General features: G+C 59.8%; 14 protein-coding genes. 6 read left to right on the top strand and 8 right to left on the bottom strand.

The genetic code is table 11. From position 1 onward, the window contains the following. Positions 1–171: 171 nt before the first annotated feature. Entirely contained in the window at positions 172–1,524 is a 1,353-nt protein-coding gene (locus tag FJ404_02255; GenBank protein MBM3821707.1) for a DUF1552 domain-containing protein, read from the bottom strand. Between the two features lie 548 nt (positions 1,525–2,072). Between FJ404_02255 and FJ404_02250 the strand changes: the two genes are divergently transcribed. Genes FJ404_02250 through FJ404_02240 form a run of 3 tightly spaced genes read left to right on the top strand, consistent with a single transcriptional unit; the run spans position 2,073 to position 5,044 of the window. Then, positions 2,073–3,308, top strand: a complete 1,236-nt coding sequence (locus FJ404_02250; protein ID MBM3821706.1) for an MFS transporter — start codon at positions 2,073–2,075, stop codon at positions 3,306–3,308. Positions 3,309–3,338: 30 nt separating this feature from the next. Next, positions 3,339–4,247, top strand: coding sequence for a sugar phosphate isomerase/epimerase (locus FJ404_02245; protein ID MBM3821705.1), 909 nt, complete (start codon positions 3,339–3,341; stop codon positions 4,245–4,247). A gap of 20 nt (positions 4,248–4,267) precedes the next feature. Continuing rightward, positions 4,268–5,044, top strand: coding sequence for a response regulator transcription factor (locus FJ404_02240; protein ID MBM3821704.1), 777 nt, complete (start codon positions 4,268–4,270; stop codon positions 5,042–5,044). 394 nt (positions 5,045–5,438) lie between these two features. On the opposite strand, the gene FJ404_02235 is transcribed toward FJ404_02240, so the two are convergent. From FJ404_02235 to FJ404_02210, 6 genes are all read right to left on the bottom strand, one after another. After that, positions 5,439–6,452, bottom strand: a complete 1,014-nt coding sequence (locus tag FJ404_02235; GenBank protein ID MBM3821703.1) for a ChbG/HpnK family deacetylase — start codon at positions 6,450–6,452, stop codon at positions 5,439–5,441. A 3-nt stretch (positions 6,453–6,455) separates the two neighbouring features. After that, positions 6,456–7,229 carry a glucosamine-6-phosphate deaminase gene (locus FJ404_02230; protein MBM3821702.1) on the bottom strand — a complete coding sequence of 258 codons (774 nt, stop codon included), beginning with the start codon at positions 7,227–7,229 and terminating at the stop codon, positions 6,456–6,458. A gap of 102 nt (positions 7,230–7,331) precedes the next feature. Next, complete coding sequence (locus FJ404_02225) at positions 7,332–8,072, bottom strand: phosphocholine cytidylyltransferase family protein (GenBank protein ID MBM3821701.1); 741 nt, start codon at positions 8,070–8,072, stop codon at positions 7,332–7,334. A gap of 11 nt (positions 8,073–8,083) precedes the next feature. Next, positions 8,084–9,118: a flippase-like domain-containing protein gene (locus tag FJ404_02220; protein ID MBM3821700.1), complete on the bottom strand. Its 1,035-nt coding sequence runs from the start codon at positions 9,116–9,118 to the stop codon at positions 8,084–8,086. After that, positions 9,115–10,380 (bottom strand): CDP-alcohol phosphatidyltransferase family protein, encoded by a 1,266-nt coding sequence (locus tag FJ404_02215; protein MBM3821699.1) that lies wholly within the window; start codon positions 10,378–10,380, stop codon positions 9,115–9,117. The genes FJ404_02220 and FJ404_02215 overlap by 4 nt, the downstream gene beginning before the upstream one ends. Beyond that, the gene (locus tag FJ404_02210) at positions 10,223–11,845 is read right to left on the bottom strand and encodes a response regulator (GenBank protein ID MBM3821698.1); all 1,623 of its coding nucleotides are present in this window, start codon (positions 11,843–11,845) and stop codon (positions 10,223–10,225) included. The genes FJ404_02215 and FJ404_02210 overlap by 158 nt, the downstream gene beginning before the upstream one ends. Between FJ404_02210 and FJ404_02205 the strand changes: the two genes are divergently transcribed. Next, positions 11,844–14,213, top strand: a complete 2,370-nt coding sequence (locus tag FJ404_02205) for a polysaccharide deacetylase family protein (protein ID MBM3821697.1) — start codon at positions 11,844–11,846, stop codon at positions 14,211–14,213. The two genes, FJ404_02210 and FJ404_02205, sit on opposite strands and share 2 nt — an antisense overlap. 120 nt (positions 14,214–14,333) lie before the next feature. Here the strand turns inward: FJ404_02205 and FJ404_02200 are convergent, their stop codons facing one another. After that, complete coding sequence (locus FJ404_02200; GenBank protein ID MBM3821696.1) at positions 14,334–18,551, bottom strand: hypothetical protein; 4,218 nt, start codon at positions 18,549–18,551, stop codon at positions 14,334–14,336. Positions 18,552–18,869: 318 nt separating this feature from the next. Here FJ404_02200 and FJ404_02195 point away from each other — a divergent pair, with 318 nt between their 5' ends. Both FJ404_02195 and FJ404_02190 read left to right on the top strand, forming a co-directional pair. After that, entirely contained in the window at positions 18,870–19,151 is a 282-nt protein-coding gene (locus tag FJ404_02195) for a hypothetical protein (protein ID MBM3821695.1), read from the top strand. A gap of 32 nt (positions 19,152–19,183) precedes the next feature. Beyond that, positions 19,184–19,756: a tRNA-(ms[2]io[6]A)-hydroxylase gene (locus FJ404_02190; protein ID MBM3821694.1), complete on the top strand. Its 573-nt coding sequence runs from the start codon at positions 19,184–19,186 to the stop codon at positions 19,754–19,756. Positions 19,757–19,980 lie beyond the last annotated feature (224 nt).

The raw sequence follows: 19,980 nt of genomic DNA, 5'->3' as shown, positions 1-19,980 counted from the left end.
TAAAATACAATTCCCTGGAGGAAACACGAGCGACATGTTGGTATCGGCCCTGTTCCCTTCCGGAAACGGACGAAGTTAGTGATGAGGAGCATCGCGATTGGTTGGAAAGCGTGTGTTCTTTCCCCCTTTCCCGTCAATCGCCCGTTTAGGGGGTCATCCCCATCGCGGAGTTTAAACTTTGCGGAAAATCGATCCCGAAAGCGTCGAGGTGCTATCCCCGAATGATTCCACTTCGATTTCCATGGACCGCAGAATGCTGAGGTAGAGATTGGACATCCGCGTTTCCCCTTGCCGCCAAAACACCCCATGGCGCAGGCCCATATTGGCGCCTCCAGCCACCAGGGTTGGCAGATTCTTCGGATAATGGGTCGTGCTGGCGCCGCTGCCATAAAGGACGATGGTATTGTCCAGCACGCTGCCCTGGCGGTCGGAGTATTGGTTCAATCGGCCGAGGAAACTCGCAATCTGTTGACTCAGGAAAAGATCATAGCGGGCAAAGGCAAGTTGGCCGTCTTTGTCTCCCGCGTGGGAAAGATTATGGTGGGTGTGCTTCAACCCCAGTTTGAGGGGAAAGGTGTCGCTGATGCCCATGCCATCCTCCCGATTGAGCATGAACGCCACGGATCGGGTAATATCCGCGTCAAACGCCAGGGCGATCAGATCGAACATCACCTGGTAATACTCCGCCGGATCCCCTTCGTTGGTGGCGTCCAAACGCAAGTGCGAATGGTCCTGGGGTTTGAGCGGGACGTCGATCCAACGCTCGGAGGCAATCAAGCGCGATTCCACTTCGCTGAGGGAAGTCAGGTATTGATCCATGCGTTCCCGATCCGACCGGCCCAGGCGCCGGTGCAGCGATCGGGCGCTTTCGGAAACCGCATCGACGAGTTTGATGCGACGACGCAGCGCTTCGCGCTCGGATTCGATGGACTGCCGGTCGGCCCGGAAAAGACGGTTGAACACGCGACGGGGATTGTTCTCCGCGGGAATCGGACGTCCCTCGAGGTTGAAGGAGATGGTGCCCGTGCGGGAGAGGAAACCCGTGCCTGCGTCGATGGAAAGCACCAAAGAAGGCTGGCGGCAGTATTGCTTGGTGTGGAGGGCGACGATTTGGTCGAGCCCCGTGGAATTGTAGGTCCCCGGTTTGGGGTTTTGAAGGGGAGCGCCCGTGAGCCACATGTCCGAGCAAACGTGGGGATCCGTCTTCGGACCGTTCGGATGATAGAGCCCTCCCATGAAACTGAGCTGGCGGCGAAAGGGAGCGAGCGGTTCGGTGGATTTTCCGAACACAAATTGACCCTCCCGTTCCGCGGTGGGAAACCAACTCCACTCATCGATGCCGTGGCTCTTGTTGGGAAGCGACATGCCGTTCGCGGTGTAAAGGGCGCAGAATCGGCGTGGAGTCTTGTCGGTCACCGATTCGCCCATGGCGTCCAGAACGGGCAAAGCCAGCGCCATGCCGCCCATCCCCTTGAGAAACGCCCGGCGGTCGAGGGGATGCCGTGTGGAAGCTGATGGGATCATCTTGTAGGGCATACCCTTTCGAGCCCCCTATGTCAAAGCTTCAGAACCCCCCCAAATCCAAGGCCGTGTATCCCGATGTTGTTGGTAGGGCGGGCCTGTCCCAGCCCGCCGCCCACTGGATGCAAAACATCATGCTCCGGCGGCGCGCCGGGACGGACGTGCCCTACCTGCATCACCGGCAACATCGGGATGCACCGAATCCAAGGTTAAGGGAATAATTTGCCCACCAATCACACGAATCCTACGGATGAAATCAAGCATTCGGTCGGCTCGATGAGAATCAGGATTCTCGACCGTCTCTGTGGAACTCCAGGACAGGGAGGAATTCTCCACCCATCCAGGTCATCCGCCCAGCTTGCGTCCAGCATTCGCATTCACCGAAAGGATCTTCTCAGAGGCTTCTCGAATTGCGCCATCGGCACGCTTGCCTTGGCTCCAGGGCTTGAATTAGCCTGACGCATCCTTCGGCTCGGACCGGATTCGACCGGACTCTCTTTGGTCTGGAACTCCGTGACTGGATGAACCGCGTCTGCCGGGAAACTGAAATCATGAATTCCAACATTCGATTCAAACTGTTCCTGATGATGGTCCTCCAGTTTTTCATCTGGGGCGCCTGGCTTCCTCCTATTTTCGGCTACATGCCGGCCATTGGGTTTACAGCGCAACAACAGGCCTGGGTCGGCAGCGCTTTCGCCATCGCCTCCCTGGTGGGCATTTTCTTCTCCAATCAATTCGCCGACCGTAACTTCGCCGCGGAACGATTCCTCGCCTTCAGCCACTTGGTCGGCGGCCTGGCGATGCTCGGCCTGTTCTTCAGAAAAGACTTCGAGAGCTTCTTCGCGTTGATGGTCATTCATTCCCTGTTTTACGTCCCCACCATCTCGGTGACCAATTCGATCGCTTTCGCCAACCTCAAGGATCCTCAGAAGGACTTCGGCCCGGTCCGCATGGGGGGAACGATCGGGTGGATCGCGGCGCAATGGCCGCTTTACTTCGTGCTTAAGGATATCAAGCCCGATGAGGCCATCCAAGCCACGCGCTGGGTGTTCGTGATCTCGGCGGTGGCCTCTTTCGCGCTGGCAGGATACAGTCTCATGCTGCCGCACACCCCGCCCAAGAAAGCGCAGGCGGGAGACGAAAACCTGGCCTGGCTCAAGGCCGCCAAGCTCCTCAAGCACCCGTTCCTGCTGGTTCTGTTCATTGTCACGTTCATCGATTCCACGATCCATAACGGATACTTCGTGTTCATCTTCAATTTCCTCGGCAACATCGGCATCCCGCCGCACTGGATCACCCCCATCACCAGCATCGGCCAGATCGCCGAAATCGCCACCATGGCCATTTTAGGCGCCGCGCTTACCAAACTCGGCTGGAAAACGACCATGATCATCGGGGTGCTCGGCCACGCCGCGCGCTTCGCGATCTTCGCTTTCTTTCCCCAAAACCATGCCGTCATCATCGCTGTTCAGGTGCTCCATGGCATCTGCTACGCCTTTTTCTTCGCCACGCTTTACATTTTCATCGACGCGGCGTTTCCCAAAGATGTCCGCACCAGCGCGCAAGGACTTTTCAATCTGCTCGTGCTGGGCGCGGGCGATCTGGCTTCCAAGTGGATCTTCATTCCCCTCACCGCCAAGTACACGGTGGACAAAGTGGTGGACTACAAGTCCCTCTTTCTCATTCCGACCGGACTCGCCTTCGTCGCTGCGGTGATTCTCGCCGTCGCCTTTTATCCGCCGAAGGATGTCGGGGCGCAGACGGGCGGTTCGGCGCCGGCGCATTGATCACTCCGCTTGCGACCCCGTATGCCTTTTATGAATCGTCGAACATTCCTCATTCAATCCGCCTGCGCGACGGTGGGCGCGGGCCTGGCCGGCTGCACCGCCCTCGGAACCCGCTCCAAGCCGCGGTTCGAAATCAGCCTTGCCCAATGGTCCCTCCACAAGGCCCTTTTCGGAAAACATCTTGATCCACTGGATTTCCCGAAGGCCTCCCGCCTGGATTATGGCATTTCCGCAGTGGAACTGGTGAACCAATTCTACAAGGACAAGGCCCGCGACACAGGCTATCTCTCCGAACTGAAGCGTCGGGCCGCCGACAACGGCGTCCGCATCTTGCTCATCATGATCGACGGCGAAGGCGCTCTCGGGGACGCCGACCCCACCAAGCGGGCGCAGGCCGTAGTCAATCATCATCGCTGGGTGGAGGCGGCCAAGTACTTCGGCTGTCATTCCATCCGGGTGAATGCCGAAACCGGGCCCACGGGATCGTTCGAGGAAAAGCAGGACCGCGCGGCCGATGGGCTTCGGGCCCTGAGCGAATTCGCCCGCGGATTCGGTCTCAACGTCATTGTGGAAAACCATGGCGGGCTTTCCTCCAACGGGGCTTGGCTGGCCGGGGTGATGCGCAAAGTCAAGCTGCCGAACTGCGGCACCCTCCCCGATTTCGGCAATTTCAATCTTGGCAATGGCCAGACCTACGACCGCTATCTCGGCGTGCGTGAATTGATGCCCTTTGCCAAGGCCGTCAGCGCGAAATCCCATGACTTCGACGCCGCCGGGAATGAGATCCACACGGATTACCACCGCATGATGCGGATCGTGCTGGAGGCGGGCTACCGGGGCTTCGTGGGCATCGAATACGAGGGCAGCAAGATGTCTGAGCCCGAGGGCATACGAGCCACCAAGCAACTCCTGGAGCGGGTGCGTGCCGAGTTGTCCTGACGCGATCCCTCCGCGCAAGCATGCCCGCAAAAATCCGCGCGCTCATCGTCGATGATGAGTCCCTGGCCCGCGAACGCCTGCGTTCCTTGCTCCAGGACTCTCCCGCTTTCGAGGTCCTCGGCGAATGCGCGAATGGACGCGAAGCAGTCGAGCGCATCCTCGAGGATGCGCCGGATCTGGTCTTCCTCGACGTGCAGATGCCGATGCTCGATGGCTTGGGGACGTTACGCGAACTGGCCGGTCATCCCCTGCCCCTCATCGTATTCGTCACCGCCTACGACAAGTTCGCCTTGCAAGCCTTCGAGTTCCACGCCGTCGATTACCTGCTCAAACCATTCGATCGGGAACGTTTTGAACTCGCCCTCCAACGCGTGCAGGAACGGATTCGCAGTCGCAAGGAAGGCGACCTCGAAAAACGCGTCGCCGACCTCCTGCAAAAAATGCGCCCCGATGAAAAAAGCCCCGAACGCCTCGCCATCAAGACCGACGGCAAAGTGCTTCTCCTCAAGCTGGAGGATTTGGACTGGATCGAAGCCGCGGATAACTACGTCAATCTCCATTGCGGCACTGACGCCCATCTGGTGCGGGAGACCATGACCGCCCTCGAAGGCCGGCTTCCGGCACGAAACTTCATGCGTATCAGTCGATCCACCATGGTCAATGTGGATCGGATCAAGGAACTCCAGCCACTCTTCCACGGTGAATACATGGTGATCCTGCGCAACGGCACGCGGCTGACCCTTAGCCGGACGTACCGCGACAAACTCCAAACACTTTTGGGAAGAGAAGAGGGGTAGTTCGCTGGAGGAGGCCGGTTCCCGGCTCCCCAGTCGGCGTTCCGGCATCATCGGAGCGCGACGGTGCTGAAAGCCAGTCGCAGCAGTCTGCGCAAAATCACTTTGCTTTGGGGGGACGATTACCCGGGGCAGCCCCGCGTTGCGGGTCAACCCTGGGCTGAGTGATTCTTAATCCGGCAGTTGATGATCGTGAAGATTTGCAACGGCCTGGATGAGAAAAACATGACGAAGAACGAGGCCTATCCTTGATGGATCGGGTGAGAGATTCGGAATGCAATTATTGCCAGGACCTTGCGAGGTTTCATGAACGGCAATGAACGTTGTGAGCCAATGAACTCCGCCGGGCCGGGGTGCGGAACGGTGGGTAACTTCACCATCAAGTTAGTCGGGAGGTTCAGCGTTCTGGAAGGGTCTCGGCAATGGCCTTGGCTGCTTTTCGACGCTGCGCCAATTCTTTCCAGGTCGTTTGAAGAATGTTCCGTTCTTGAATCAGCGCCCGGACCTCCGGGGATGTTAAAGCTTCTAAATCGCCCATTCTCGACTCGCTGGAACCCGTGATGACCGGCAGTTCTTCGGTCAATCTCGAGGAATGAAAGAGAATCTCCGTGACCCCGGGACGCAACGATTTCAAGAGTTCCATCAACCGGTGCTTTTTCTCAGCTCGCTTCCAGGCTCCGGTGTTGGTGAACAAATCGTCCAGCACGGGCAGTCCCGCGTTCCAGATTTTGGGAATCCACGGACGGAGTTTAGCCACCGCTTCCGGATTCTCCTTCCTCGCATGAGTCATATGCCCGCCCACAGCCAGGATTGGAATCCCTTCCTCCATCCCGACCTTGGCGAATCGTTCGAAGTAATCGGGACGCGCAAACAATGTCCCCATGTGTGAGTCCAAATGAGTGATGGGCATCCCGAGGATCCGAGCCCGGTCAATCTGGGCCCGAATCTCCAACTCTATTTCGTCCGGCGTCGCCCGTTGCACGACTTGCAAGACGGATGGCCAAAGGCAGCCTTCGCGATCCGTCAATCCCGGCACACGGGCTTTTCCCGCCAGCGGACCCCAGCGATACAGCTTCCATTCGCTGGTCAATGTCAGATGCAATCCGCTGTCCACACCAGGGTTTTCCGCGAGGTATTTGGCGATTTCGGGCACCCACGGGCACGGCATCATCACCGCCCATGAGGTGGCGACTCCCTTTTCCACGGACTCGATCGCGCCCAGATTGGAGGCATGGGACATGCCGACATCATCGACGTGGAGGATGACGACCACGTCGGAAGGCTTCCAGCCCAACCGCTCCGCGAAACTCGGTTCGGCGGCCCGGACTCCGGCCATCAGGCCGCTCATCAGCAGGGCAAGTCCGAGCGCTCGAGCAACGGTTATCGTGAAGGAACTTTGATGCAGGCGCATGGTCTAGCCAATCAACCCGGCGGATTCGTGGTCTAAATACAACGAGGCCTGCGCCTGGGTTCGCAGATAGGAAGCCGGACACGCTGTGGAAACCGGCCCGCACAGGGTATCACGCACCGCGACGGCTTTGCGCTTCTCGGGTGCGACACAAAACATGCGCCGAGCCTGGCAAAGAGCGGGCACGGTCAGCGTGATGGCGTAGGGCGGCACGGATTCCAAAGAGGGGAAATGCCCCTCGCGCACCTGCTGGCCCTTGCAGGCATCATCCAGTTTCACAATTTTTACCCAGCGCCGGTCTTCAAATCGGGCCACCGGCGGATCGTTGAACGCGAGATGGCCGTTCTCGCCGATGCCCAAACAACACAGATCGATGGTTTGTGCGCGCAATAACGCCTCGTAACGCTCGCATTCCTCCAACGGGAGCGCCGCGTCGCCTTCGATATAGTGAAAGGCACGCGGCCGGGCGAGAGACTCCACTCGTTCCCTCATATAACGCCTGAAACTCGCCTTGTGCCCGGCGTCGATCCCCAAATACTCGTCCATGTGAAAGAGGGTGACATGGGACCAGTCCACCTCGCCCTTTTCCACGAGCCGGGAGAGAAACCGAATCTGCGAATTGCCGGTGGCCATGATCGCCGCCGCGGAACCTTGCGAGCGAATGCAATCCCGAAGATAAGCACCTACTTCGGACGCCACGTCCTCCGCCATCGCCTCCTGACTCCGGTAGATGCGCACGTCGAGGGAGTCGAACTTTCGAGTTTGAAATTGAGTTTCCATGTTGGTTCACGCTTTCGAGCACCCGGGAAAACCGCTCCCCGGATGCCTCGAATACGAAGGGCGCGAAAATAGGAGCTGACAGGCGGCAGGGCAATCCCGGATTCAATCCAGCTTCGGCAGTATCTCTCGCTCGGCCCGTGTGATATCGGAGGGAAAATCAATCTCGGTCCAGGGAATTCCCGTGACATCAACCGCGCCAAAACGCCCGTCGCGAACGAGCGCGCGCAGCACCTCGTCGTACGACTCGGAACGCCGCTCCGGAACGCATCGAATCCGCGTCTCCTCCACAAGCTTCGGAATATCCCTCGGATCCAGTTTGAAGAACCCCACGGACTCACCCAAGCGCTCCGACTCCCCTCTCCACATTTTTACAAACTCAAACGGTCTCCCGCGGTTCATCGGCACCAAGACCGGATCGTCGTCCGCTTTCGAAAAAGCGGTGTCGACCAATAATGCAGTGGGTGACTCGGCGTCCATCAGTTGGCGTAACATCGAGGAGTGATAAAGCACGTCGCCGTCCATCAACAGAATCGGCTCCTGGGCCCGCTGGATGGTCGGCAGCGAGACTTCCATGCTGAGCACACTGCCCTCCAAGAAGTCCGGGTTATAGATTTCCTCCACCACCACACCGTAACGGGAAGCCAGCAGCGGCAGCACCGCTTGGACTTGCTCGTGCAAGTATCCGGTCACCACGTGAATTTTCGAAACGCGCAGGCGCGCGAGAAGATCCACATGCCGCTCCAAAAGGGATCGTCCCCCGAATTCGAGCAATATCTTCGTCTTGCCCTCGGAAAATCGATCGAGCCGGCGAGCCCGCCCGGCGGCATAAATAATCGCATCCATAGATTCATCGCCTACTGCTTCGTTTCATGTGGAGGCCGCTTCTCGCTCGCCAACCCGCGAACCCGCGTCCAATCCACGGACTCCATCAAGAGCATCCCCAGTCCCGCCAGTGCGAAAACGGTCTCGCGCGCCCGGCGAATGACCGCGTAGGAAACCGCGAAGGCGTCCGGAAGTCCTGTCACCCGCCCCAGCAACACGATGCCCGCTTCCTGCACCCCGAGCGAACCCGGAATCCACATCCCCACCGCCTTCGCAACGCCGGTGAAGGCCTCCATCACCAAGGCTTCAGACCAACTCACCGGCACGCCCAACAATGACGCCACCAACAGGAGCTCGACAGTGTCCAGCAACCAGCCCGCAAGGTAAAATAGAAATGAACGAAATAAGCGGCCTGGATGGCGCGAGTCAAATTCTCGAATCGACCGGTCCAGTTCCAGTAAGCGTGACCGGTGCCGGGACATCCACGAAACCGCGATTCCCGTCCAGGTTGCCAGTTTCAACAAGGTCTCGAAGAGCCCCTGCCGTAACACCACGAGGAAGGTGGCCAACCCCAAAGCTCCGAGGAAGACGACGACCCCGACGCCCCAGAGCAGCGCTTGATCCTTCCCCAACAGATGAAATCCAGCCAGGGCCGCGCTAAGCACGAAAATAAGCTGAGCGACCGATTGCACCGTCTTCGAAACAACGGCGGAGCAGGCGCCGGCATCCGGTGCGACCCCCGAGCGCCCGAGCAAATAAACCTTTAATGCCTCCCCTCCCACGTAGGCCGAAGGAACCACTTGATTGACCGACTCCCCTGTCCAACGAATCCGGAACAAACGCCCAAAGGGGATTTCCATGCCCGGCGGCAAACACCACCTCCACCCGAGAGTATCCACGACATAAACCACGAAATAGGGCACCAGGATCAACGGAGCCGCCCAGCCGACCTTCGCCAGCAACTGCTCCACCCCCCGCCAGTCCACTCGCGCCGCCAACCAGGCGAAGATCCCCACGCCGGCGGCCACGGCAGCGACCTTCAACCATGGACGGAGGAACGGACTCATTCACGGGCCCGCGTCCTGCGTTGCAACGAAAGCGCGGCCAGCCAAAACACATGACTCCCCACCGCTGCCATCCACAAGAACCATTCCAGCCGATTCACGAGCGCCAAGACCAGCACGACCACGGAAAAGTCCCGGTTCGTGGCGCCGTCAATCAGATTGCGCAGACGTCCGTCCTTGCTGGCCTCAGGTTGACGCATGCCCCGCAACACGACTCCAAATGAAATCAAAGCTCCCAAAATCGCCGCGGCTCCCAATCCGAGAGCCGGTGATTCTCCCGGCGCTTTCGCCATGCCCCAGGCGATGCCCGCGAAAACGCCGACATGAACCACTTGATCTCCTGCCAAATCCAGCCACTTCCCCAGCGCGGATTCCTTGAATAAAACCCGGGCAATGTCCCCATCCACACAGTCCACAATCGCCGAGAACTGAAAGAGGATCGCACCCCAGACCAGCGCCGGATAAGCCCCCAGGGAAAACAGCCACGCCGCCGCCAATCCAATCCCGATGGAAGCGAGTGAAACCGCGTTGGGACTCACGGAGGTGTGGATCAAAACCTTGGAAAGATACCGCCCGCACGGACGATTGAAGACACGATCGACCCAGCCATCGGAACGGCTCGTCAATGATGCCCAAAGTGCTTGGCCCGCACGCGCGGCCGAATCCGCGTCCTGAATCAAACCCGACACTCCTTGCGTCACCACCGCGGGCAGATCCACGAGCCCCTGGCTTTCCCATTCGAGTCCCGCGGGACGTCCCGCCGCGATGGGTAAAAATGCTCCGTCACGAGTCACCAACCGGCCCCCGCGCGCGAGCAACTCGCGCACATCCGCATCTTGGACCAGCACATTCGAGCGGGACCACAGCACGTTCGATCCGTCCGGCTTCCAATCCGGCGCTACCTTAAACGGGATGCCCCAGGAACGGGATCGAGGCAAAGGGGGCAAGGGTCCCCGAAAGACCACCGTGATGTCTCGAATTCCCGCCCGATGAAAGGCCACCAACAGCCGGTCGAGCACGGACAAGGCCGCCACCTTGAGGGTCAGGGACCCTTCGTCCACGATAATGTAGGCGGGAGGGGAAGAGGCTTCGGTCATCAGGAAGCACTCACGAAGAGCTGGGGGCGGCCTCCGAGACCGGGCGCAGCACGACTTCGAGTCCTTCCCGCGCCGCGTCCACCGGCAAGTCCTCACCGGCAAACGAGACGAGTTGCCGCGCCCACTCCACCATGCGCGTGATGAACGCGTCGTCATGGTCCGGGTCATGATGGAACAAGAAAAGCCGCTTCACCTTAGCAATCAGGGCGATGGCCACGACATCATCGACACAGCCATGACCCCAGCCCGCTCTCGAACGATACCCCTCGTCATTGTACTGCGCGTCGATGATGAGCACGTCCACGTCGCGGATAAACTCGATGATCTTCTGATCCTGGCTGCGCGCGAATTCGAGAATCTCCGTCGCCTCGCCAGGCTTCACCCCGCTGCGCTGAACCTTCAGCCGCTGATAAGGCTCGTTGTCCGGGAGATAAGCGACGGAGCCGCGGGGAGTATCAAGCCGGTAGCCCACGCACACTCCGGGATGATTGACGAATTGAGCGGTCACGACAATGGAGCCGATCGTAAACTTCATTTCCCGCTGCGCCTGGACGGAAATATTGCCCGACATCTGCTCCAGGCTGACCGGAAAATAAGGGCTCTCCATCTGGCTCGACAGGATCGATTCCAGCCCCCGTCGCGCGCCCTCGAATCCAATCAAACGAATCCGGTTCTTGGGCAAATAGGCCGGAATAAAGAAGGGGAATCCCTGAATATGGTCCCAGTGCGTGTGGGAAATCAGCACCACGAGATCCAGGGGCTGATCCTTGAACTCTTTTTCCAACGACAACCCCAGAGCGCGAATGCCCGTGCCGGCGTCCAACACGATAATCTGATCGCCATATCGCACTTCGACACAGGATGTATTCCCGCCATAATAAACCGTGGAAGGCCCCGGACACGAGATCGAGCCGCGCACTCCCCAAAACCGCACGATGCCTTTGTCCTCCAACGCCGGCGTCGGGGCAAGCTCCGCACCGCCCCCATTACCCACGATTTCTTCCGACCATCGCGTCAAAAGTTGAAGCAATTCCGGGATCCGCATCGGCTTCTCCAAGTACGCGTCGGCGCCTGCTTCCAAAGCGCTAATCTTGTCCGTCGCGTAAGTGCTCCCGGTGGTGATAATGATCTTGATGCGCCCGGCCATGTCACGGCGGGCCCCGACATTCCGGCAGAAATGAAACCCGTTTGACCGAGGCATATGCAGATCGCAAATCACGATCTCCGGACGCTTTTCCCAGGTGATCTTCAACCCCTCCTCACCATCCTCAGCCTCAATGACCTCCCAACCCGCCTGCACCAAATGCTGGACCAACAAAGCGCGAAAGGGCTTGTCGTCGTCGATGATGAGAACCGTCTTCATGTGGGCGGCAGGAGTTTTCCAGTTCCCGCTGCAAATCACAAGCATCCGAAAGATTCTGCCTACCGCTGAGGCAACTCTCCCGTTTTCAGACGTGAACTTCGGACTTCCAATCGCGGTGGCTGCCGATGAAACAGGATCAGGATTCCATTCCCCAATCCAGCTTTGCCGAACCCCAACTTTCTGACACAGTCCCCGCATGCACCCCATTCCAGGCTCCCCGGCTTTGATCGGCCCAGCGCTCCGCTCCTTCGCGCCTTTGTTGTGTGCCATGGCCCTGCTTTCTGCCGGTTCATGGGTGAGCGCCGCATCCCCGAAGCCGGTCCCGGATAAACTCGTTGCACTCACCTTCGACGATTCGGTCAAATCACATTACACCGTCGTCCGCCCCCTCCTGCTCGAGATGGGATTCGGCGCCACCTTCTTGATCACGGAAGGGTTCAGCTTCTCCACGAACAAGCAGGATTACATGACCTGGGAGGAAATCGCGCAACTGCACAGGGCCGGATTCGAAATTGGAAATCACACCATGAGCCATCTGAGCGTCACTGCCGAGACCCTGGGACGGTTGCGCCTGGAACTCGACGGCATCAAGAATCGATGCCTGGAACATGGCATCCCCGCACCCACGAGTTTTGCCTGGCCCGGCAATGCGCTCCACCCCGGGGCACTCCCCATTCTCGCTCAAGCCGGCATCACGCTCGCCCGCCGCGGCGGATCGCCCGAACACCCCTACGAATGGGGCCGGGGCTTTGCCTACGAACCCGGACTCGATCACCCGTTGCTCATCCCCTCCGCCGGAGACGGACGTCCGGACTGGACCCTGGCCGACTTCAGAAGAGCCGCGGACCAAGCCCGTGACGGTCGCATTGCCGTGTTGCAGTTTCACGGCGTGCCCGATCGGGACCATCCCTGGGTGCATACCGACCCCAAAATGTTCCGCGCTTATCTCACTTACCTCAAAACCAATGGATTCAAAGTCGTCGCGCTGAGGGATCTCACGCCCTATGTATCCGGTCACCCGGTGCCAGATCAACCGCTCGCCGCCGCCGCAAACCGTCGCGCCCGCCGGAAGGAACGGATGCTCACCGGGATCATCAAGGACGCCGGCACAGGCAAGCCGATGGCGGCGCGCGTCTATGTTCGCAGCACCAGCAGCGGTGTTTGGCACTTTCCCAAGTCCGCCTCGCTGACCGGATTTGCCGTGAAATACGACCGGCAAAGCGGCTTCAGCACGAACTCGATCGAAAAGCACACCGCCGTCTCCGCCCATCCCTGGCGGGTCGAGCTTCCTCCGGGCGCTTGTGAGATTCGCGTCGAATGCGGTAAGGAATATTTCCCTGAAACACGCACGATCATGGTGGCTTCCGAGGATATTCGCCTCGAGATCGCCTTGCGGCGCTGGATCGATCTTGCCCGTGAAGGCTGGTTTTCAGGTGATGCGCATAATCACCGCGCCGCCGCCGAAATCCCGGCCAACCTGCTCGCGGAAGACCTCAACGTCGCCCTCCCCATGGTCGATTGGACCACTTCTTCGGAGATCTCCCCCGCCGAAAGCCCGCAAAGCGATGCAACCCCGCGAGAGCCCAAACCCATTCCAGTCGATGCCACGCATGTCTGGTATCCCCGCAACACCGAGTACGAAATCTTCCGGACGGGCAACAAACAACACACGCTCGGAGCGGTGCTCATTCTCAACCATACCACCCGGTTCGACCAAAAAGTGTTTCCCCTGCGTTCGATCGCGGAAAAGGCCCGTGCCGAAGGCGCCCTTTTCGACCTCGAAAAACATAACTGGAACTGGTCGCTGCTCCTGCCGCCGATCCTCAACATCGACCTCTACGAACTCGCCAACAATCATCACTGGCAAACGGAATTCGGGGTCCGCAATTGGGCCATCCCCGGAGCCGCCTGGATGAATCTTCCCGACGCCGGCACCGGCATCGACACCGAACGGGCATGGACCCACTACGGATTTCAAACCTACTACGCGTTGCTCAATTGCGGATTCAAAATCAAACCCACCGCAGGCACCGCCAACGGCGTTCACCCCGTTCCCATGGGCTTCAGCCGAGTTTATGTCCACCTCGACCAGCCCTTCAGCTATGAGCGCTGGATCGCGGGCCTCTCGGCGGGTCGGTCCTTTGTCACCACGGGACCCATGATCACAGCGCAACTCGGCGGCCAATGGCCCGGAGCTCGCCTGACGGGCTCGTCGGATTCCCCCCTGGCCACCGCCCTCTCCGGCCGCGTCCGCAGCGAACAGGCGCTCCAATCGATCGAAATGATCGTCAATGGGGACGTCGTCCAAACCCTCACTCCTCTCAACCAGCGCACGTCTGCGGGAAGCTTCGTGCATGAGCTGAATGTTCCGGTCACGCTGCGCCGGTCCGGCTGGGTCGCTCTTCGATGCTTTGAAAATCGCGAGTCTGGACGAGTTCGCTTCGCTCACACAGCCCCCTGGTGGGTGGAAATCCCCGGGGTTCCCCATCGTCCGAAGAAAGTTCAGGTCGAATGGATCCTCCAGCGTGTGGAGGAGGAAATCGCCCGCAGCTCGCCGCTCCTCCCCGACTCAGGAAAACAGGAGTTTCACATGGCGCTGGACCACTATCGTAAACTCCTCGCCATCGCCGAACCTTGATCCAGGCCTTTGCAAATCTTCACCATGTTCAAAGGCTGTTAGAAGCCAAAACACTCCGCCGAGCCGGGGTCCGGAGTGGTGAGTAACTTGAGCATCAAGTTCGTCGGGAGGTCCAATGATTCAAAAGACGCGCCGAAGCCGCCCGCGAATCCAGCGGGCTTCGCCGGCACGAGTCGAGACCGGCAGGGACGTCTCCAGCCACCCCGGACCCAACTTCGCAGACGGATTCCACTTCACCTCCATCAACACCTTCCAATGAACGAGATCCATGGAGTCCTCCAACTCCACCACGACTCCCTCGGTTTGCGCATCGAACTTCGCCCCGAGCCCTGCCCCGGCTGTCCCCGGCAAACCTTCTAAAACGCGCAAGCGGAAGCCTTCATCCCGTAGCAAGGGATTCCCTCCACTCGCAAATTCAACCCAGTTCACATGGCCATCAAGGTCGGGATCCGCATCAGGATCAGCCAGCGCAGGCCGGCCTTGCGACCAGCCAGCATAGGTCAATCGATCCGCCCGCCCCGGCGACCCCCCTGGGCTCGCACTCGCCCGCCAGAGCGAAACTTCACCCTGAATTTGGCCGGCGTTTCCGATCCATTCCAAACTCGGCCCCCGTCCATCGGCGTCCACCGGCCATGGCATGGCATCCTGGTAGCGAACCTCCACCACCAGAGTGCCCTCCCCATACTCGACCCGAATCGTGTCCGCGTCGTTGGCCAGGTTGCCTTCAAACACGCCTGCCACCGGCCAAGCCGACCCGTTTCGCAAAACGAAGGCCTCCCTGTTTCCCACCACCAACGTCCTGGCTGCGGGCGCCAGTTCGAAGCTGTCCGGAAACTGGTATCGCACGCCCCCGGCCAGGCGCACCGCACCCATCGGGAGTGGACGGCTTCCCAAATTCGCCAGCTCGACGAACTCAAAATCCGAACTGGAAAATCCAGCTCGGAACTCGGCCCCGGAGGACTCGAGAGGATGATAGTGAATCTCCGTCACCCGCAAATCACGGCGCCATGACTCCAGGTCCGGTGCTCCAGCCATGAATTGAAAAGGCAAGGACCAGGAACTTGCCCTTCCGCTGGCGTCCCAATAACGCGCTCTCACTCGATAGGTTCTTCCGGGACGAAGCGCGTCTGCCGCGATCTGCACTCTTTGCTCCGGAGTTCGCAGTTCAGGGGACTCCCAAACGGGCTCGATTTCATACTTTCTCGGCGTGCCTTTCAAAAAGCCCGCGACACCCGGAGAACCGATCTCCGCGATCCGCCATTGGACTCCGCGGAAAGTGGATGCGCCCTGGGGATCGACAAATGCGGACACTTCAAATCGCAAGTCATGAATCGGAAATCCGGGCGAACCCGCATACGCAATCGCCGGGCGCTGTGGAATCGACGCGTCCGCCGCCTCGGAGGCGAGAAAACGATACCCGTACCCTTTCGGTTGGCCGTTGTTGGCGGCCCAGCTTCCCGCGCCGAAGGTGTCGGTGCAGTATTCCTTCAGATAGTTCAAAAAGCCCTCGAAATCGGGCGTGCTCAAGCGCCGCGTCCAGGAGCCTCCGATTCGGGAATCCGCGAACGGGCTGCGAAAGAAATTCCCGCGATGGTTGGTCTGCCCCCCGGCGGAACCATCGCCCGGTGTGCGCGGATGATAGTTCCACATCGCTTGATCCACTTCCGGCCAGGTTTCCCCCAGCCCCTCCGGACGCACGAACGACGCCCATTCATCGATCAATTGCCCTATCTGACCGCCATCCACCGCCGCGTCCGACAAAAACAGGTCCAGAATCTCCCTCGCCCGGTTGCCATACTCCACACGCAGTTCGGGGGTGTTCAGGCAAGCCTTCTGCGCGATGGATCCCGACCAATGCGTTTTCGGAATAAACTGCATGTCCAGATCCCAAGGGACCGGCGTCCAAAGCCCGTTCGTCGAATGGAAAAAGTAATGGTTCCACCCCTCGCGCAAGTCCACATTGCCCACCACGCGGTTCCCAGCCTGAAAGCTGTAGTAGGCTTTCAAGTCCAGATTCGTCCGCCACCATGATGCCGGCTGGGTCGAGCCCGATCGTGCTGAAAACGCCGTCCAGTCCGATGAGTCCAAGGGGTGGGTGGCCCCTTGATGCTTCTTATCGGGCCCTCCCTCCAGCTTGTAGAGGTTGCCATCGGGCAATCCCCGTTCGTCCAGAAAAGAGCCATCCGGCTGCTCCACCGCCAGATAGAGCCCCCAGAAATCGCCGGTATACTGGTCGTTCAAGGCGGCTTCTATTGCGGAATCCACCACTCGAAAATGGACCAGATGGGTGTGTGAAGAGGGCAGCCCCAGCAGTTGATAAACCCGGAACGAAATGCCTTCATCCAAACCCGACATGCCGCGGTGCACTGCCGCCCAAGGGCTGGAACAGCCATTGAGATTCAGAACATCCCATCGTTCCCGATAGGGACGTCCCCACGCGTCCCTGGCGGCCAGTCGCCGTGTGCGATTGAAATGGACTCGCCACTTGTTCTTTCCACTGACATAGGTTGAGGCCTCCCCACGGTTGTGGAACTCCACATGATCATAGACCACCCCGTCGTAAACGAGCGTCCCCCCAAAACGCACCCCGTTGAATCCGCCGTTGTACTGGCTCCGCACCACGTCGTCTTCCCGGGCGATAAGGTGATAAACCGGGAGTGAGTTCAGCAAATTCGTGGAAAAGGTCCGCACCTGCCCGTCGCTCCCCGCCCCCCCTGGACGCTTCGCCCCTTTCCATGCGGGCACACCGTCGTAAACGAAAAACGCAAAGTTCAGCGCCTCATCGTCCTCATAGGGCACTCGAATTTCGACGCCTTCCCTCGACTTGGCCCGAAGGACGTAGCGCACGAGATGACGATGTTTGAGCGCGGAACCGGGCACGAAGGCGCTGAAAACACCATCTCCTGCTTTCGCGTCTCCGTCGCGTCCGTCATCCAACATCGCGATGGCCGTCCAGGCCTGTTCAAACCCCGGATCCGTCCGCCGCAGATAGGCTCCCGGCGCCACCACGCTGTAATGCAATGTAACCGCCTCCACCGGCACGGCCGGCGAAACAGGCACGGTGATCAGAACCGCTTCGCCCGACCGCGGGCTTGCCGGCGCGTGAACTACTTGCCCTAACAGCGGCGGGAATGAAGTCGTGAAGACAGAGTTCGTGGCACCCGGACTCGGACGTCCCACGACCCCTCCGGCTCCAGGCGTGAGCAACTCCGCGTCAATCGTGAAATCGCTCGATCCCAGCGTTGCGTTGAAAGCCTGCACGGCGAGCACGTTGGTGCCTTCGCGAAGCCACGTTTTGGGATCCGGCAGCAGCAGCTCCTCAAATTCTGAGCCCGCCTCATGATCAAGAGCCAAAGCATTGAATGCGAGTTCGCCCGCCGGCACATGAAACCGGCCCGCCTCCTTCCCGTTGATCCACACGACACAACCGTCATCCACCCGGACTCTCAACAACAGTTCCGCCGGAATCCCCCCTGGCGGCACCACAAAACGATGGCGCAGGAACAAGCTCGAAAACACATTCTGCATCCCTTCCAACGGCGTCCGATCGTCCGCGTCGCCATAACCGACGGATGTTTGGCCTCGCCTCCAGGTTCCATCCTCTTGGAACACGATTTCACGCCAGGCTCCTGAAGGCACCGAAGCCTCGTTGGTTCCCCGGCGAAAACTCCAATGCAAGCTCTCCCTCGGCACCAACACCAACGCCGGACCCGCAGACTTGGGCCGGGAGCTTCGCCAGGACGCCGGATGAGCAATGGGCAATCCTGGATGCACGAGCTCCATCGAAGCCCCCGCACCCCTCGACGCAACGGGCCAGGGGTAACCTGAATCGAAATCCACTTCGCTCACAATGCCTCCCGCGGCACTCCTCAAAACCAGTCGCTCCCCTCCCCTCCGCAATCTTCCTTGCCAGGGGCCGAGCGGACGAAATCCGAATCGCTTTTCGAAAGCCACCGGATCACGCGCGATCACCGAGAATCCTCCCCCAGGCACGGTGACCCCGTCGGGTACGGCAAACTGGACGCCCCCATCCAAGCGGAAGCCTCCCATCGATTTCGGTTCCGCATCAGAGTTCTGAATTTCGATGAACTCGATGGGCAACGTTGGCTCGACGGGATCGAAATGAATCTCAGAAAAAACGAACCCCGCAGCGGCGCTCCTCGGAGACAGGAGCAAGGTCCAAAGCATGACCCACCCGAGGACAGCCCAGGCTCCCCGGCTGCGCTGCCGCAGACCGCTCATCGAAGAACCTCCAGCAACGCCGATCTTCATTTCCCGCATCATCATAAGCCTCGCCTTGGAAAGCAAGTTAGGTGCCGAAGCACACGAGGCATCCATTGCATCCACATGGTGCCGGTGCTGCACGCAGCAGCACCGGGGCGCGGCGTTCACGCCACCTCAGGACCTGTCTTCAAAGGGGCGTGGCCGATTCAACGGGCAAGGGTGTTGCCAGGGCGAAGGCATTCACCCAGGGCGGGTCACGGTGCGGGAGGAGATCGCCGCGGCCGATGGGCGCAAGCGGAAGCGCCGTGAACGGCGCGCCCCGACAACGTGCGCGCACCGCTGGACAGCTTCCCGCTCAAATTGAATCAGGGACGCCTGCGTCCACGATAAATTCTGCTTCAGATCTGTCCCGTTTGACGCTATCCCAGTGGCATGCCTGATCCCTGGACGAGCCTGCGTCGACGGCTGGGAGTCTTGTTTCTCCTCATTGCCGGTTGCATGATCGTCCTCGGCTTCACCTGGTTCGAAACGATTCTTCGCGGACGCGCCTTCGTCGTCTATTGGATCGCCTGTTTTTTGTGCACAGCCTTGGCCATGCTCATGGCGTTGATCGATCTCCGGTGCATTCGAAAATCGGCGCGCCGGGAACAACGCGAATTGCTCAATCACGTCGCCCGGCACGAGGAGCTGCGCTCGGAACGCGAGGACGCTTAACCCTCAGCATTTCCCCATTCCGATCGCCCGCAATGTTGCTCTTTCGTGCCAAGCCTCCAGCCTCCTGGCTCCCCAAAGTGCTGAACCAGCTTCCCCAAGTCCTCATCGATCACGCTCACCTCGAAAGAAAGGCCGCCACCACCGCCCTCAATCTCGAGAAGTACAAGGAACTCTACGGACGCGTCAGCGAACTGAACGCCATCGCCATCGAAGAACTTCAGCACTTCGAACTCGTTCTCAACTTGCTCCGGCATCGCCACATCCCTTTCGGTCAGCCTTATCCCAGTCCCTGGATCACCGGACTCATGCGAGCCGTGCGCAAGGGCCGGACATTTCAAGTCATCGATCACTTGATCGCCTGCGCGCTCATCGAGGGACGCAGTTGCGAGAAGTTCCAAATTCTCGGCGAAGCCCTTCAGGATCGCGACCCAGAACTCGCGGCTTTCTATCGCGGCCTCGTGGAGTCCGAAGGCAATCATTACGCGACCTACCTGCGGATGGCGCGTGCGATCGATGAGGCGGAGACGGACCGCCGCCTGGACGCTTTTCTTGACCTGGAAGCCGCGCTCATCTCCGACCCCCACGACGCGCCGATCCTCCATTAAACAGGCTCATCCCCGCGACCGGCGCGTTCACTTGAACATCACCTCGCATCCCGCTCCGCGAGCATCCCTCAGATTCGAACAAGCAGAGGACGACCGCACTCCAAGACGCTTCGCGCCCCCCAACGCCACCGGAGATTCCGCCAGGTCTTGGACTGCGCCAGCCCTCTGGCGCTTTGACCACGCGCCCCTATAAACAACGGGCGAATGCTTCTTCCCCAACCTCC

It is taken from the genome of Verrucomicrobiota bacterium, assembly GCA_016871495.1.
Taxonomy (GTDB): Bacteria; Verrucomicrobiota; Verrucomicrobiia; order Limisphaerales; family VHDF01; genus VHDF01.
The sequence above is the reverse complement of the archived record's forward strand: the minus strand, read 5'-3'. Positions and strand labels throughout refer to the sequence as shown.

Coding starts and splice junctions, on each gene's coding strand:
- FJ404_02255 (MBM3821707.1), bottom strand. CDS start 1,524: ATGATCCCATCAGCTTCCACACGGCATCCCCTCGACCGCCGGGCGTTT.
- FJ404_02215 (MBM3821699.1), bottom strand. CDS start 10,380: ATGACCCGGACCATGACGACGCGTTCATCACGCGCATGGTGGAGTGGG.
- FJ404_02200 (MBM3821696.1), bottom strand. CDS start 18,551: ATGGATGCCTCGTGTGCTTCGGCACCTAACTTGCTTTCCAAGGCGAGG.
- FJ404_02210 (MBM3821698.1), bottom strand. CDS start 11,845: ATGGCACACAACAAAGGCGCGAAGGAGCGGAGCGCTGGGCCGATCAAA.
- FJ404_02195 (MBM3821695.1), top strand. CDS start 18,870: ATGCCTGATCCCTGGACGAGCCTGCGTCGACGGCTGGGAGTCTTGTTT.
- FJ404_02240 (MBM3821704.1), top strand. CDS start 4,268: ATGCCCGCAAAAATCCGCGCGCTCATCGTCGATGATGAGTCCCTGGCC.
- FJ404_02230 (MBM3821702.1), bottom strand. CDS start 7,229: ATGGAAACTCAATTTCAAACTCGAAAGTTCGACTCCCTCGACGTGCGC.
- FJ404_02245 (MBM3821705.1), top strand. CDS start 3,339: ATGAATCGTCGAACATTCCTCATTCAATCCGCCTGCGCGACGGTGGGC.
- FJ404_02235 (MBM3821703.1), bottom strand. CDS start 6,452: ATGCGCCTGCATCAAAGTTCCTTCACGATAACCGTTGCTCGAGCGCTC.
- FJ404_02190 (MBM3821694.1), top strand. CDS start 19,184: ATGTTGCTCTTTCGTGCCAAGCCTCCAGCCTCCTGGCTCCCCAAAGTG.
- FJ404_02205 (MBM3821697.1), top strand. CDS start 11,844: ATGGCCCTGCTTTCTGCCGGTTCATGGGTGAGCGCCGCATCCCCGAAG.
- FJ404_02220 (MBM3821700.1), bottom strand. CDS start 9,118: ATGAGTCCGTTCCTCCGTCCATGGTTGAAGGTCGCTGCCGTGGCCGCC.
- FJ404_02225 (MBM3821701.1), bottom strand. CDS start 8,072: ATGGATGCGATTATTTATGCCGCCGGGCGGGCTCGCCGGCTCGATCGA.
- FJ404_02250 (MBM3821706.1), top strand. CDS start 2,073: ATGAATTCCAACATTCGATTCAAACTGTTCCTGATGATGGTCCTCCAG.